The 14,020-nt window shown below is 34.9% G+C and carries 12 protein-coding genes and 1 pseudogene; 4 read left to right on the top strand and 9 right to left on the bottom strand.

Annotated features, from left to right (window positions below; all coding sequences use genetic code 11):
- Window positions 1–385: 385 nt before the first annotated feature.
- Window positions 386–2,470, top strand: a complete 2,085-nt coding sequence (locus NST66_RS28015; protein WP_340843838.1) for a methyl-accepting chemotaxis protein — start codon at window positions 386–388, stop codon at window positions 2,468–2,470.
- A 317-nt stretch (window positions 2,471–2,787) separates the two neighbouring features.
- Window positions 2,788–2,919: pseudogene (locus NST66_RS28010) on the top strand (anti-repressor SinI family protein); the annotation flags it as partial.
- An 80-nt stretch (window positions 2,920–2,999) separates the two neighbouring features.
- On the opposite strand, the gene NST66_RS28005 reads toward NST66_RS28010, so the two are convergent.
- The 8 genes from NST66_RS28005 to istA form a co-directional block, all read right to left on the bottom strand.
- Window positions 3,000–4,028 carry an NADH:flavin oxidoreductase/NADH oxidase gene (locus NST66_RS28005; RefSeq protein WP_340843837.1) on the bottom strand — a complete coding sequence of 343 codons (1,029 nt, stop codon included), beginning with the start codon at window positions 4,026–4,028 and terminating at the stop codon, window positions 3,000–3,002.
- Window positions 4,029–4,242: 214 nt separating this feature from the next.
- Window positions 4,243–4,671: a MarR family winged helix-turn-helix transcriptional regulator gene (locus NST66_RS28000; protein WP_340843836.1), complete on the bottom strand. Its 429-nt coding sequence runs from the start codon at window positions 4,669–4,671 to the stop codon at window positions 4,243–4,245.
- A 610-nt stretch (window positions 4,672–5,281) separates the two neighbouring features.
- Window positions 5,282–5,995 carry a 2OG-Fe(II) oxygenase gene (locus NST66_RS27995; protein WP_340843835.1) on the bottom strand — a complete coding sequence of 238 codons (714 nt, stop codon included), beginning with the start codon at window positions 5,993–5,995 and terminating at the stop codon, window positions 5,282–5,284.
- A gap of 16 nt (window positions 5,996–6,011) precedes the next feature.
- The gene (locus NST66_RS27990; RefSeq protein ID WP_340843862.1) at window positions 6,012–6,536 is read right to left on the bottom strand and encodes a methylated-DNA--[protein]-cysteine S-methyltransferase; all 525 of its coding nucleotides are present in this window, start codon (window positions 6,534–6,536) and stop codon (window positions 6,012–6,014) included.
- Window positions 6,520–7,116, bottom strand: a complete 597-nt coding sequence (locus NST66_RS27985; protein ID WP_445326397.1) for a bifunctional transcriptional activator/DNA repair enzyme AdaA — start codon at window positions 7,114–7,116, stop codon at window positions 6,520–6,522. The genes NST66_RS27990 and NST66_RS27985 overlap by 17 nt, the downstream gene beginning before the upstream one ends.
- Before the next feature lie 261 nt (window positions 7,117–7,377).
- Entirely contained in the window at window positions 7,378–8,910 is a 1,533-nt protein-coding gene (locus NST66_RS27980) for an ISL3 family transposase (protein WP_205664144.1), read from the bottom strand.
- A 102-nt stretch (window positions 8,911–9,012) separates the two neighbouring features.
- Window positions 9,013–9,771, bottom strand: coding sequence for an IS21-like element helper ATPase IstB (gene istB, locus NST66_RS27975; protein ID WP_060746201.1), 759 nt, complete (start codon window positions 9,769–9,771; stop codon window positions 9,013–9,015).
- Entirely contained in the window at window positions 9,768–11,315 is a 1,548-nt protein-coding gene (gene istA, locus NST66_RS27970; protein WP_340843759.1) for an IS21 family transposase, read from the bottom strand. Before istA ends, istB begins: the two co-directional genes overlap by 4 nt.
- Window positions 11,316–11,758: 443 nt before the next feature.
- Here istA and NST66_RS27965 point away from each other — a divergent pair, with 443 nt between their 5' ends.
- Together NST66_RS27965 and NST66_RS27960 are read left to right on the top strand one after the other, a co-directional pair.
- Window positions 11,759–11,959, top strand: coding sequence for an alpha/beta fold hydrolase (locus NST66_RS27965; protein WP_340843834.1), 201 nt, complete (start codon window positions 11,759–11,761; stop codon window positions 11,957–11,959).
- Window positions 11,960–11,992: 33 nt separating this feature from the next.
- Window positions 11,993–12,574 carry an alpha/beta hydrolase gene (locus NST66_RS27960; protein ID WP_340843833.1) on the top strand — a complete coding sequence of 194 codons (582 nt, stop codon included), beginning with the start codon at window positions 11,993–11,995 and terminating at the stop codon, window positions 12,572–12,574.
- A 56-nt stretch (window positions 12,575–12,630) separates the two neighbouring features.
- On the opposite strand, the gene NST66_RS27955 is transcribed toward NST66_RS27960, so the two are convergent.
- The gene (locus NST66_RS27955; protein WP_340843832.1) at window positions 12,631–13,746 is read right to left on the bottom strand and encodes a DNA glycosylase; all 1,116 of its coding nucleotides are present in this window, start codon (window positions 13,744–13,746) and stop codon (window positions 12,631–12,633) included.
- Between the last annotated feature and the right edge of the window lie 274 nt (window positions 13,747–14,020).

The following is a 14,020-nucleotide window of genomic DNA, read 5'->3' as shown; positions in this document are numbered from 1 at the left end:
ACTTAATTTTTCATGGTTTGTCTCTCATACTATGAATTCAAATCTATAAAAACCGTCATTAGTTTAAATTTAATCTTTTTTCACTCTTTGATTACAAAATAAGGTGACATAAGACTAAATAAGTATTTATTTGTGATTACCCCTTTAAATTTCAAAATAACTTGTGCTTCCTTTCATATCTTGCACCTTTTCGTAAAGACTTTCATACTCTTCTACCAACTGTACAGTTAGATTTACTTTGAAACAAATGGCAGCTTGTGTAAATAAACTGAAAAATAAAATTTATTGAAACGTTGTTAAGAAAGAAAGAAAGAACCCGATAGTAATTTAGTTCAATTTTTATTTGTAAAAAGTAAATTTAAATTCAAAAAGAGAAGGTATCTATATGAGAGAAAAATTTTCATTCAGAAAAAAAGATGATAGAAGGCTATCTATTCGAACCAAATGGATTTTATTTATTTGTACAACCACCTTTGTAGCACTTATAGGAACCGTTATCTTTATGCAGGTAAGTATAAGTGACATTTTGAAAAAAGATAATTTAAGTTCAAACGAGGTTACTGCCAAAAGTGCGTCTGAACAAGTAAGTTTAAATTTAAAAGGCTATGAAAATTCATTAAAACAGTTGGCAGGTGTCGTATCTAATGAAATGAACAAAAAAGGTTCTGTTTCTAACGTCGACAGTCTATTGCAAGCCGTTAAGAAAAATGATTCTACAATTATTTCGGCCTATTACATGGATGGGAAAACAGGAAAACTCCATATTTCTCCTTATGCTGATTTTAAGCATGACGTACATGAAACAAGAACATATAAAACTTTAACAAAGGCACCTAAAGTAACATGGATGGATGTATACAAAGATAAAATTTCCGGAAAAATTATGACCTCCGTCGTTTCTCCGGTCATCGTAAGTGGAAAAATGGTAGGAGCCTTAGGTTATGACATAGACTTAACTACAATTGGAGTTTCTAGAAGCAAAATAGAAAAATATACTGAAAATAATCTTGTCATCTTAGACTCACAAGGATTTGTGGTTAGTGCTTTTATAAAAAATTCTGACGGGAAAAATATGAACCCTGAAAAAAGTGGTACTGTAGAGGGCGTTAGTGATTTAATATCACACAGAGAAAACTTTAATTCACAATATGATTGGGTATCAAAGATTTATAAGAATGATTCTGTGCATTCTCTTGATGTGGAATTAAATAAGAAGGGTTATACTGGACAAGTGACAACAATACCTCATTTAAATTGGAAAGTAATTTCTTTAACACCCAAAGAAATCTTTTCTTCTAAGATGAATGATATTAAACAAACTGGAATTATTTCAATAGTTATCGGTTTAATAATTGGGGCGTTGTGTGCCTATTACCTTTCTGGAATGCTAAAAAGGATTATACTTAATATTCAAGAAGTCTTAAAAAAGACATCAAGTGGAGATCTAACTACTGAACTAAGTATTTCATCAAGAGACGAGTTGGGAGATCTAGCGAAGAGTTATAACGAAATGCTTGCTGGCATGAGACAATTAATTTCTAAAGTGAAGAACAATGTTGTCTCTGTCGAAACAACCACTAATGGCGTTAGCACAATTGCTTCAGAAAATAACGTCGCAATTGCTGAAGTTTCCCAATCCATAGAGGAAATCGCAATGGGAGCATCAGCTCAATCAAATCAAATTGAAAATGGTTTACATACTATTAAAAAGTTAAGTATTGAAATTGATTTATTATTAGAGCAATCTAATATGGTTGAAAAAGAAATGAAAGAGGCTTCCACTCAAGTGCGAGTAGGTGAGGAACAAGTTGAGGGATTAAAAACCTCTTATAAAAAATTAGACTCGAATTTTAAAGATATTACACTAATGGTTTCAAATTTAAATAACAAATCAAAGACTATTGCAAATGTGACTGATCGCATTTCTGAAATAGCCGAACAAACTAATTTATTAGCTTTAAATGCTTCCATAGAAGCTGCCAGAGCAGGTGAGCATGGCAGAGGATTTGCCGTAGTAGCTCAAGAGGTTAGACGTTTAGCTGAAGATTCTAAACAAGCTACTAAAGACATTAACGAAGTTATAAATAGTATACTTAAAGAAAATAGCACACTTGTTAATATGATGACAGAAACAACTCAGACTAACTTTGAACAAAGCCAGGCAGTAAAAACAGTGAGTGAATCTATGACGTTTATTACTGAATCTTTAACTAAGGCAGTAGATTCTATTGTTAGAGAAACTGAATCCATTAACAGTATAAATCAACAAAAAGAGATCGTCATTCAGATGATTCAAGAAATAAGTGCTGTGTCCCAACAAACTACGGCATCTGCTCAAGAAATAGCATCAATAGCTGAAGAGCAATCCGCATCTTCAAATGAGCTAACACGTCATACGGACCACTTATCTAAATTGATTATTGAGTTAGATACTGCAGTAGAAAATTTTCAAGTTGAAATACGCTCTTAAAGTAGATATGGTGCATCTCTAACTATAATCGATAACAATAACCAATTAGTGTGATGGTTATTATTACTTGAAGAACCTGAAAGTGAAGAAATAACTCAAGCACTAGAAGAGATTGCAGTGCAAGAAGGTCAATTATCATAAAAGTAAGAGATAAACGGGCATTTGTAAACAAAGATCCAGAAATCTTATCCACCTATAAATATTAACTTATAATCCTTAAGGAAATATATTTAGATATATACTTGTATTAGAACGTTTTAAGTTACAAATTAAGGGTAGGCGAACAAGTATGGGAGGTAATGATGATGAAGGATTCTGAGAAAAATCTTCCTGAAGAATGGATGAAGCTAGTTAGAGAAGCAATGAATTCAAATGTGAGCAAAGAACAATTTAAACAGTTTTTAGAAGAAAAAGCTGAAAATAACAACAAAGCAAAAAACATTAGATAATGAATATCTAATGTTTTTTGCTTTCAAGAAATTTGTTTACTATCTAAAAACACTTAGTTTTTATATTTTGTTACTTGAACTTATCTTCTAAAACCATCTGCATACTGTTTTGGGACAGTCGTTTCTCTTTTCAATGTAGATGCAGCTTCTAATGCCCAATGAGGGTTTCGTAACATGCCTCTTCCAACAGCTACAAGGTCTGCATCCTCATTACCGATAACAGCATTTGCAAGCGCAGGATCATCTAATCTTCCAACAGCGATGACTGGAACATTGAGAGCTTTCCTAATCTCTTGAGCTAATGGTACTTGGTAGCCTGCATGCGTGCCGGGTCTCCCACCAGCACCGATAGGACCTTCACCTCCTGAAGAGATATGAAACATATCTACGCCAGCTTCTTGATAGTCTTTTGCAAACTCGATACTTTCATTAATGCCATATCCGCCTTCTACATACTCTTTAGCAGATATCCGCATGATTAATGGCATATCTTCCGGTATTTCAGCTTTTGCTGCTTCAATAATTTGTCGGCCAAATTTAGTCAGATCTTTTCCATACTCATCTTCTCGTTTATTTGTTAAAGGAGAGTGGAATTGATGAATTAAATATCCATGAGCACCATGAATTTCAATAGCATCTACACCAGCTTTCACAGCACGCTGTACAGCTCTACGGAACTTCTCTACCATTTCTTTCACTTCATCTGTTGAAAGAGCTCTAGGTGTTTTTGATTTTTTATCAAATGGAATAGCCGAAGGAGCAACTGGTACCTCTGCATCTTCAGCTTTACGACCAGCGTGAGCAATTTGGATGCCCACTTTAGCTCCGTAACGATGACAAGCTTCTACAATTCGTGCTAAAGCAGGAATTTGGTCGTCTGACCATAATCCTAAATCATAATCTGTAATACGGCCATCAGGTTCCACATCTGTCATTTCAATTATAATAAAACTAGTCCCACCGATTGCACGATTTACATAGTGTAAGTAATGCCAGTCAGTAGCAATTCCATCCTTTTTTTCAACAGAATATTGGCACATTGGGGGCATCGTAATACGGTTTTTTAAATCCAATCCTTTTATCTTATAAGGGCTAAATAAGTGATCCATAATAAAATCTCCTTTATCAAAATTATATGCATGCACATGCATATAATTTATATTATTCTTTATTTCTTGTCAATTTATATGTTTATGGTTTATGTTCACACTATAAAAGTACACATAGACCAAGTGATAAATAAAAATGACCTAGTAAATTTTACCAGGTCATTTTTATTTATCAGTTAAGATAAACTAATTTGTAAAAAACACATGCATTACATCATGATTCGTGTAATAACGCTTGTAACGCATGATGAATATTTTCCTTTGAAAACGCAGATTGAAGAATGGTATAAACAGTATCTAAGCATCCCTGTAGTTTTTCTGAACCTTTTTCAGTCAGACTAGTATAGATACCTCTCCTGTCATCCTCACATATATGTCTTTGCAAGACTCCACAACTCTTAGCCTCAAGTCTACCTACTAATCGTGACATAGCACTTTGGCTTAATCCAACCATCTCTTGTAATTGCTGTAGTCTTAATTTTTTATCACTGCTTTGAGATAAAAAGTAAAGAACGTAAAATTCTTTCAATGATAGATCATAATTTTTTTGTAAAGTCCTTTCAAGTTCATTGGTAATACTTAGTTGAATATTAGTAATGGATATCCAATTATTTAAAAGTTCGTTTTTTGGATTGGTTGTCATATGAATTCCACCTATTCTATCCTATATAGCACTTTAATCAACTATCTTAATGTATACAGATATGATGTTCAAGTCCTATTATATAACAATTCATTAACTTTTAATTATATGGTGAACAAATGAAGTTAGAAGCTAGGGAATTTATTGTTGCTATCTATCCTCAATATACAGGAGAACAATAAAAAAGATGACTATAAGTAGCTTAATAAACTAAGTAAAAAGCTTAAAAGGTAAATGAATGATGCACAATTTTAATTACCATAATGTCTTTTTTCGAACTCATCAAAAAAAGAACCCTTACTACATTGGGTTAAGATGTTCAAGGCGTTACTCAATCATTCCTTCTGTCACTGAAAAAGTTGTATCTCTTGTAATCTAAATTCAGATTCCATTGAGATCAATCCCTCCCCGTTAGGTTATTAGCCTAACTTTTGAGATTAACGTCTCGCACCGAAAAAGCTTTTCATGTCTATGCAAATAATGACTCTGTTTGGTAGCTGCTCATAGTTCATTGAAAGTACTCCTCAATAAAGAACGTTTGTTCTTTATTATATAGACTGTTCTACCTAAAACAAAGATGAACTTCATTGTCTTTCTTCATTTCTTGCTGTTATTTTGCATCATGAAAGATAATACCTAGACCATATCTTGTTCCAGATGTAATCGTACTTACACCATGACGAAGTGTCGTTTTATAATAACCACGCGTGCCTAACACCGGGCGATGATTAGTTGGAAAAATTAATGCTTCTCCCTGTTCGAGTGTAATCACATGTCCCCTACTTTGTGCACGGGGTCTTTGTTCAACCAATACAGATTCTCCACCTGTATAATCTTTTTCTCGTTGATTTAATGCAAATAACACTTGAAATGGAAAGTGAATTTCTCCGTACAAATCTTGATGCAAGCAGTTGTATCCACCTTCCTCATATTTCAAAATGAGTGGGGTCGAACGAACTTGTTCTTTTTGATGACACTGTTTAAGAAATTCTTTGTGATCCGCCGGATATATGGTATCCTTACCTAACTGATTTAACCAACAATTAGCTGCTGTCGCAAGTTGAGGATAGAAATGTGTCCGCAACTCTTGTAAGACAGGTGGAAGAGGTGCTTGGAAATATTTATACTCGCCACTTCCGAAACGATATCTTTCCATGTTAATGGTACTTCGAAAATATGGAGATTGGTCATACATTTTAATAATTTCTTCACACTCATTTTTATCTAATAAAGTGGATAGTTTAACATACCTAACCCCGTCTAGTGATTGATGCATTGCAGCCCAATTTAGGGATGCAATGCGTTCTTCAATTGACTTAGACATCTATCATTCTCCCTTCTTAGTTGAATTTTACTTTTTCTAACGTTAACAACGTTTTTTTCATATCCAGTCCACCACGATAACCCGTCAAGGCTCCATTTTTACCGATAACCCGATGACATGGAACTGTAATTAAAGCTGGGTTCGCGCCGATGGCTGTTCCAACTGCACGTACTGCATCAGGTTTCTCAAGATATTTCGCAATATCTGAATAGGAGTACGTTTTTCCATATGGAATTTTAGATAGTGCATCCCACACTGCTAATTGAAATGATGTTCCATGTAAATCGACAGGTAAACTAAAGACTTGACGTCCTCCTTGTAGATATTCGATTAATTCAGTAGCATAAGATTGCAACTTTTCATTATCTTGGACTAAATTATGATACGGAAGATATTTTTTGACCCATTGAGATAGTTCATCAAATGATTGATTTTGAGAACCAACATAGCATAGTCCTTTTTCCGTAGTTGCAATATACATTTTCCAATCTTCGTGAGTGAAATGTGTCCAATATACTGATTGATTATTTGTTTTCTCGATGTTCTATTCCCTCCATTAAATGATTGTTTTTATAGGCCTGGCGATACTCAGTTGGAGTATAGCCTGTTTTTTGTTTAAAAAGTGTAACAAAATATGTCATATTAGGAATTCCAACTGCTTCAGCAATCTCTCCTACTTGTTTATCGCAAGCCACCAAATATTCGGTTGCTTTTTTTATTCTTGTCTGTTGTATATATTCAGTCGGAGTTTTCCCAGTTACTCGCTTAAATGTACGCTGGAGATGAAATGGGCTACCGTGACATAAATTAGCTAATTTCTGTAATGTTAAATGTTCCTTAAAATGTGTATCTATATAACCTGTAACTTGCTCTACCCACTCTTCAGCAGGTAATTGTTTGTTAATAGGTTTGCATCGTTTACATGGGCGAAAATCTTCATCCAAAGCTTGCTTAGGATCTAGAAAAATCTTTACATTTTCCATTCTAGGTGGACGTGATTTACAAGATGGGCGACAAAAAATCTTAGTTGTTTTAACTCCATAATAAAACTTCTTATCATAAGACATGTCATTTAACATAATGGCTTGCCACTGTTCATTGGTAATACCGTCGTTTTCTATGGTTTTTTTCATATTATCTATAAGGTCTGTAGACATCTCTTCTTGATTAGAATGAATATGTTCTTTCATATCATCACCTCGTTACACAGTATAACGCTAAGAAGAGATAAATATAAGGATTTTTGGATGTAATAGCAAGATATCGAAAACAAAAGATCATTTGTAGACGTCAAGTAGAATTGGCTCTTTCTCACTTTTGGTGAAGGCAAACGTCGCCATATGTCAAAGATATGTATTGTTTTTTTAGAAAAACAACTCTACCTACAATAATGGTATGAGCACTCTTTTTTTCAACAATTCATCACTTGCCCGACCATACATCATACGTTTTAACGTCTTCACACGGTTTATATGCCCTTCAGATAACCCATTACTTAGAGGATCAACACAGGCAGCCATTACTCCTTGTAAGTCCTTTTCAATATAGGTTGTAAACGTGTTGAGAGCCGGAAATGAATAAAGTTTACATCTTTCAATCCATCCAGATAAGCCTTGATTGTTGCGTTTCCTGATAATATTTTTAAAGCTGCATGTCACTTCAACTAATTGCGGTATAAGTGGAAACTCTTTTAAACATGCCGAAGGTAATGTATTCAGCCAGTCACTATTCTTTTCACTCCATATTTTCCATAGTAAGCAATCTCTAGATATGGTATACGTTGTGGCACTAGCTCTTTGTTCCTGGCGAATTCTTGACACGGCTGCATTTAAGGTAGATCGACATCCTGTATAGCCTACCTTTCTAAGTTCTACCTCCATACGGCTTGTGGTCCATCCATACAAATTCCACTGACGTAATTGAGGCAGGTATGGATCTAAGAGCTTAACACGATTAATAGGCTCTTTCTTCTTACGTCTTAAATCTTGATAGACCGTAGGGCGAGAAATATTTAGATGACGAGAAATCCAAGCAATGGATTTCCCTTTAGCTTTCCACTCCTTTACTTTTAAGCTACGCTGCCAAACCTTTTCTGCATGCAGGTTACGTTGAATATCTGTTTTGCGAATAAGTAGTGGGTCTGGTGTAGGGTTTTTATATTCTGTTTTTCTCCATATAGATGGAAAAGAGTGTTGTAAGGTCTCTTTAATTGCTGTAAATAAACCTTTCAGTATATGCCAACGATCCGTGATCTGATAAGCATGAGGAAGTGCTTGAGAAATAGCTTTAGCGTATGTTGAGGAACCGTCCCGAGTAACTGTTTGAATAGTAGGGTGCTGTTCGAGCCATTTTACGACTGTTCCTTTATCTCTACCATTTAAAATAGCAATGGGTCTTCTGGTTTCTTGATTGATAATAATCGTACCGTAACGACAACGTTTCTTGAATGCAAAGTCATCAATCCCAATATGAACCGGAGGTTCATAAGAAGGCAATTTCAATTTATGAAGCAAGCGTAAAAGTGTGTGGTGACTGGTTACAATACCTAGATATTTAGACAGCCGAGATGCTACTTTGCAGCTCGTAGATAGTGCAATTGACTTCAGCATCTCGTGTAAACGCTTGGTTTTGCGTTGATAGGTTCCTAACCACGTAAATCTTTCTGTAAAAATAGCTTGTAGACAACTACGGTCATCGCAAAAAAATTTACGTGTTTGTAGTCGTATATACGTTGATTTACCATATGCAGGTACATCCTGAAGGGATCGAACATATTGGCTGTGTATGCGGTTAGACGGAGTATGACAAGACGGGCATCTACAAGAAGAATGTTTAGATTTTACTAGATATATATAAGATTGATCTTCTTGTATAACGAGTAAACATTCTATATTAGTAAAAGAGGAAAAAGGCATGTGGCGATTCGCTCCTTTTTATTTCACTATACCATCTTTAAAGTGCCTTCACCAAAAGTGAGAAAGAGCCGTAGAATTTTACACTTTTTGCTTATTTACTTTTTACACTTCAGCTGAAAATACACTTTTTCGATGTTTCATTCGATAGCTATCTCCATCCATATGAATGACTTCTACACGATGAAGTAAACGATCTAAAATCGCAGTGGTAATTCCCTGATCTCCCATTAATTCACCCCACTGTTCAGGGCTTTTATTGGATGTAAGAATGATGGAACTTCGTTCATACAAATGATTAATTAAATGAAAAAACAAATTTGCTTCTCGCTGATCCATTGCCATATACATTAAATCATCAATAATGACCAGATCGGCGCCTCTTAATCGCTTTAGCTGCACTTTTGATTTATTTAGAAATTCTTCCGTTTTTAAAAGATGAATAAGCTCACCCATAGTTACGAAATAGACGTTGAAACCTCTGTGAATAGACTCAATTCCCAAACCGATTGCTAAAAATGTTTTACCAACGCCTGGCGGTCCCAATAAAATTAAATTATACTGCTGCTCAAGCCAGTTTAGCTCTGCGAGCTGGGTCAATTGGCGCCCCGTTAAAGCTGTTTGCTCTTCTAAATTAAATTCACTTAATGACTTCACGTAAGGGAAGTGCGCCCACTTCATTCTTCTTTCTAAACTCTTTACTTCACGTTTTCTCAGTTCATAACGTGTGATAGATTCAAGAAATTCTAAATACGTCCAAGAAGATTTTTCAGCCTCACGTAGGAGCTTTGGTAGCTCCTCAGCTGTTTCCGATAACCTTAATTGGCGAAAGTGCTCCTGCAAGTCATTTACAGTCTTATTCACTGTGGTTCACCCCCTAAAATACTTGTGTAAGTAGTAAGGGAGCGAGTTGTCACTATGATGTTGTCTTTACCTGAATGTTTTATAAAGGGAGGCTTCACCTTTTGGGTACATTCAGTTTGTAATGCATTTTGATGGTTTGCTATATCCCGAAAGTCATTGGCGCTGTAAAGTTTATCTATCATGCATTTAGTCAAAGTGGCTTCAATCCACATTGGATATTTCTCAATGACGTTTTGAATAATTATGAGCTGATCACGCCGATACCGTGGGTATCTTAAACAAATTTCATTTAAATAAGAAGTTGCACGTTCCTGATCTTCAAAATGTGAAACCAGTTGTTGCTTAAATTCTTCAATACCTTTTGAACGATCCCGGATATGATGTAGATGTTGAATAAGCTTTCCCTTTTCATTACTAATGCTATGTTCAGCAATTACTTCTCCCTCTAACTGTTTACGGATAATCAGCGTTGGCGGTTGGCTCGAAGTGACTTCAATAAAAACCTCATTATCAGAGGCTACACTATACGTTCCGAGAGGAACGGAATAACGGTTTGATTTAAACCGTATTGTATTGTCCTTACTAATATTCCTTGTTATACTTGGGGTAATGACGCTTTCGTATGAGAGTGGTGAAGAGACGGGCTGTAAGTGTTGCTTTTCGACGGGGAACACTTCAGCTGGTCTTTTTTTCGTTGTCTGATGAACATGTTGATTTCCAGTGCGATGTAGCCACTGTAACGCACGGTTATTCCAATCTTCAATATTGCTAAATACTCGGCTGTCTGCGAAATTTCCCTTTATGTACTTTACAACGTTCTCAATCATTCCTTTTGATTCTGGGTCTGCCTTACGACATAAATGAACTTTAAACTTACGTTCATTTACATAGCTTTGAAACTCAGAAGTTAAAAGTAGCTGACCTGAATTTTCGCTTACTGTAATTAAACGATCCTGATCATACACAATTTCTTCTGTGCGTCCTCCGTAAAATTGAAATGCATTTTCATGACATCGTATGGCATCATTTGTCGTAAAAGGCCGGTCCTGCCACTCCATGTATTTGTATCGAGAGTGAGCTAAGACAAAAGCGATGAAATATAGTTTAATTTCATTCTTTTCAGTTGTCTTCTGTTTCGTTTCTCCCCAATCCACCTGGATTTGCTTACCCATAGGTTGTTCAGGGATTGCTTCATACTGCCGAATTATTACTTTTTTCTCAATCTGATAAATCTCCCGCATCTCTTTCACATATGCTCTTACTGTACTCTCGCCAACAACTAAATCGGGATAACGCTCTAAGAGCCAATCGTGGATTTGCGCTGCACTGAGATGAGGGTATTCTTCAAGCCAAGCGATAATCCAATCCCTGTAGGGATCCAATTTCTTACCTTTGCCTTGAAGCTGTTCCATGTATGCTTTTGTCTCTTCAAATGTCATTTTTAAATATTTATAAACGGTTGGTCTTGATACTTTGAGCTCCTGTGCAATTTGAGATACTTTAAACTTCCGTTGATGTAATTGTTGAATATTTAAATAAAGCATTAACTTCTCCTCCAAGACGCTGTCCCCCCAGTAAAATAACACCTTCTATTATTTTACTAGAGTTCTAGCTTATTGAAGCAAAAGTGTAAAATTACATTGAGCAAAAACTGTCAATTATATTCTAGCGTTTACATCATTTTAAAGAAGGTTAATTTTTGTTTAGAATAACTTATGTAAAAGATGATGGTGGAAATTACAGAGTAACGAACCATCGACTTCATCAAACCATCATATTATTGCCGGGTTTTTTTCGTAAACAAACGGGTGTTTCCAGTGATGTGATAATAGGGTATTGTGACTTAGAATTTGAAAGAGTACAGGCATGGGGGTTTAATATTCCTACACGTAAAATATAAAAGATTATATTTACTAAAAGTGGCCCTTTTTATTTGCTAATAAGTACATCGTATTTATAGCTACAGAAAAAATGAGGAGATGGTGAAATGCACATCAATTTTGAAGGTATGGAATTACACTATGAAGTAGTTGGGGAAGGTATCCCTACCCTTATGATCCATGGTTTTGGAGTCGATATGAATGTAATGAAAGGTTGTATGGAACCATACTTTAGCAATAACACTCATTCTTACCAACGTATATATCTTGATTTACCTGGAATGGGTGAAAGCAAAGGTTATAGTTAAAATTATAGTGCTGATGCTATTTTGCAGGCGTTGATGAAGTTTATAGAAAAATTAATTGGTGATCAACCATTTTTATTAGTAGGAGAATCATATGGTGGCTACCTTTCCCGAGGAGTTCTTTCAAAGATCCCTCAATCTATTCTCGGTATGCTTTTTATCTGTCCAGTCATTTACCCAGAATTATCAAAGAGGCTCTTGCCTCCTAGTTCAATACATATAAAAAATCAGGACTTATGGAAAACATTAAAAAATGAAGAAAGAATAATGTTTGAATCAGAATTTTTTCTTTTTAATGACCAAACATATAAACGTGGAATTACCGAGGTATTAATAGGCAATCTAAAAGAAGATAAAGATATATTTAAAAAAATCAGTAAACGTTACTCTTTTTCTAATTGGTTTGTGGAACCAACATTTGAAAAGCCCTCCATGTTTTTGGTAGGAAAACAAGACAGTGTCATAGGTTATAAAGATGCTTTCTCTTTAATGGAAAAATATAAGATGTCTACCTCCTACATAGCATTAAATGGAGCAGGTCGCAATTTACAAATTGAAAGTCCTCACATATTTAATACAATGCTTACTGAATGGTTAAATATAGTAGATAAGTCTTAATTGATAAAAACTAAAAATCTAGTAGAATTTCTAATGGGTTTTTACCAGAAAAGCAATTAATATAGTACACGCCACAAATAAAAAGTTGCATACGACTCCCAATCTTTCCAAGGGATAGAATATTCCATGATTTCTTCCTTCGTAGGCTTTCTATCCATGTTAGCTAAGGTTTTAATGGAATTAATAAGTCCTACATCATCAATAGGAAATGCATTCGGAAAGCGTAGACAGCGCATCAATACATAATTTGCTGTCCAAGGTCCTATACCACGTATTTTAATTAGGCTTTTTTCGACACGTTTGAAATCTTTCGTTTTCATTAAGTTTTCTTTTGATAACTCGCCGTTAGCCATTAAACGAGCAATACCAATAATATATTCACATTTTTTAACAGTCATTTTGATATCGGCTAAATCCTCTATTGTTAGTTTAGCCACTTCTTCATAAGTGGGAAAAATCCAATATTTTTTTGAGTTCCATTCCACTGATTGTCCAAACTTTTCAACGAAACGTCTTTTTAATGTATAAGCATATGATAAATTAATCTGTTGACCTAAGACACCCCAACATAATGCTTCGAATAGATCAGGAATACCCACATTACGCAACCCATAAAAATCTTGTACAGGTTTCATAAGTAATGGATCTTTTTCAGCCATTTCATAGAATGACGTTAAATCATTGTCAAGGTCAAACCATTCTCGAATATACCTCACTACTTCTGCACGTTTCAGTTTTGTTTTAGGCCTCGTGTCACCTAAAAAATGAACCACTAATTGTTGCTTATCATTTGCGTATGTTTGTACTAAAGATCGATTGTCTCCAATAGCAATTACACGTGTAATGGTTTCACCTTCAATTTCAAACATGCATTCATTTTTCTCACGTAATAAATATCCCAGATTTGCTTTAATATCGAATTCTACAGGCAATTTAATTATTAAATAATCTTCTGAATCAATCCAAGAGCCCTCTGGAACAATTGAGCAGCAGTTTTCGCAGGGTTTATATCCTTCGTCTTCAGCGTCTTTTCTTGTGTTGAATCCCAATATAGTTTTTTCTTTAGAATGACTCGTACACCATGGAAAACAGTAAATCTTATTTGCTTTATTTCCTTTAAAGTAAGGTGCATCCCATTGTATATCTACATTCTCCTTTGTTGTTATTTCCACATTTATTCCTCCTCACATAAACCACTCACCATTTAGTTTTATCACATAACGATGATTTTCGTTTTCGTAATCTTGCTCTTACATTCCAAAAGCATTCCACAGAACAGACATTCGAGTTATACTAGCTTCTGAGGTTATTGATAACACTTCAAACACATTATATCGAAAGGGTGTTTTATTATGACACAAGATAATAAAGTAATTTATACATGGAGAAAGTTATCGAGATAATAGAAATTAAAAAATTATTGGGAAATGTTCTATAAAACAAAAT

Source organism: Priestia sp. FSL W8-0524 (assembly GCF_038005965.1).
GTDB classification, from domain to species: Bacteria; Bacillota; Bacilli; order Bacillales; family Bacillaceae_H; genus Priestia; species Priestia zanthoxyli.
Note: the sequence above shows the minus strand (reverse complement) of the source record. Positions and strands in the feature narration are given on the sequence as shown.

Bases quoted from the DNA above. Each gene is read 5' to 3' on its own strand.
- NST66_RS27980 (WP_205664144.1), bottom strand. From the start codon at position 8,910: ATGCCTTTTTCCTCTTTTACTAATATAGAATGTTTACTCGTTATACAA.
- NST66_RS28000 (WP_340843836.1), bottom strand. From the start codon at position 4,671: ATGACAACCAATCCAAAAAACGAACTTTTAAATAATTGGATATCCATT.
- NST66_RS28015 (WP_340843838.1), top strand. From the start codon at position 386: ATGAGAGAAAAATTTTCATTCAGAAAAAAAGATGATAGAAGGCTATCT.
- NST66_RS27965 (WP_340843834.1), top strand. From the start codon at position 11,759: ATGCACATCAATTTTGAAGGTATGGAATTACACTATGAAGTAGTTGGG.
- istA (WP_340843759.1), bottom strand. From the start codon at position 11,315: ATGCTTTATTTAAATATTCAACAATTACATCAACGGAAGTTTAAAGTA.
- NST66_RS28005 (WP_340843837.1), bottom strand. From the start codon at position 4,028: ATGGATCACTTATTTAGCCCTTATAAGATAAAAGGATTGGATTTAAAA.
- NST66_RS27995 (WP_340843835.1), bottom strand. From the start codon at position 5,995: ATGTCTAAGTCAATTGAAGAACGCATTGCATCCCTAAATTGGGCTGCA.
- NST66_RS27960 (WP_340843833.1), top strand. From the start codon at position 11,993: ATGAAGTTTATAGAAAAATTAATTGGTGATCAACCATTTTTATTAGTA.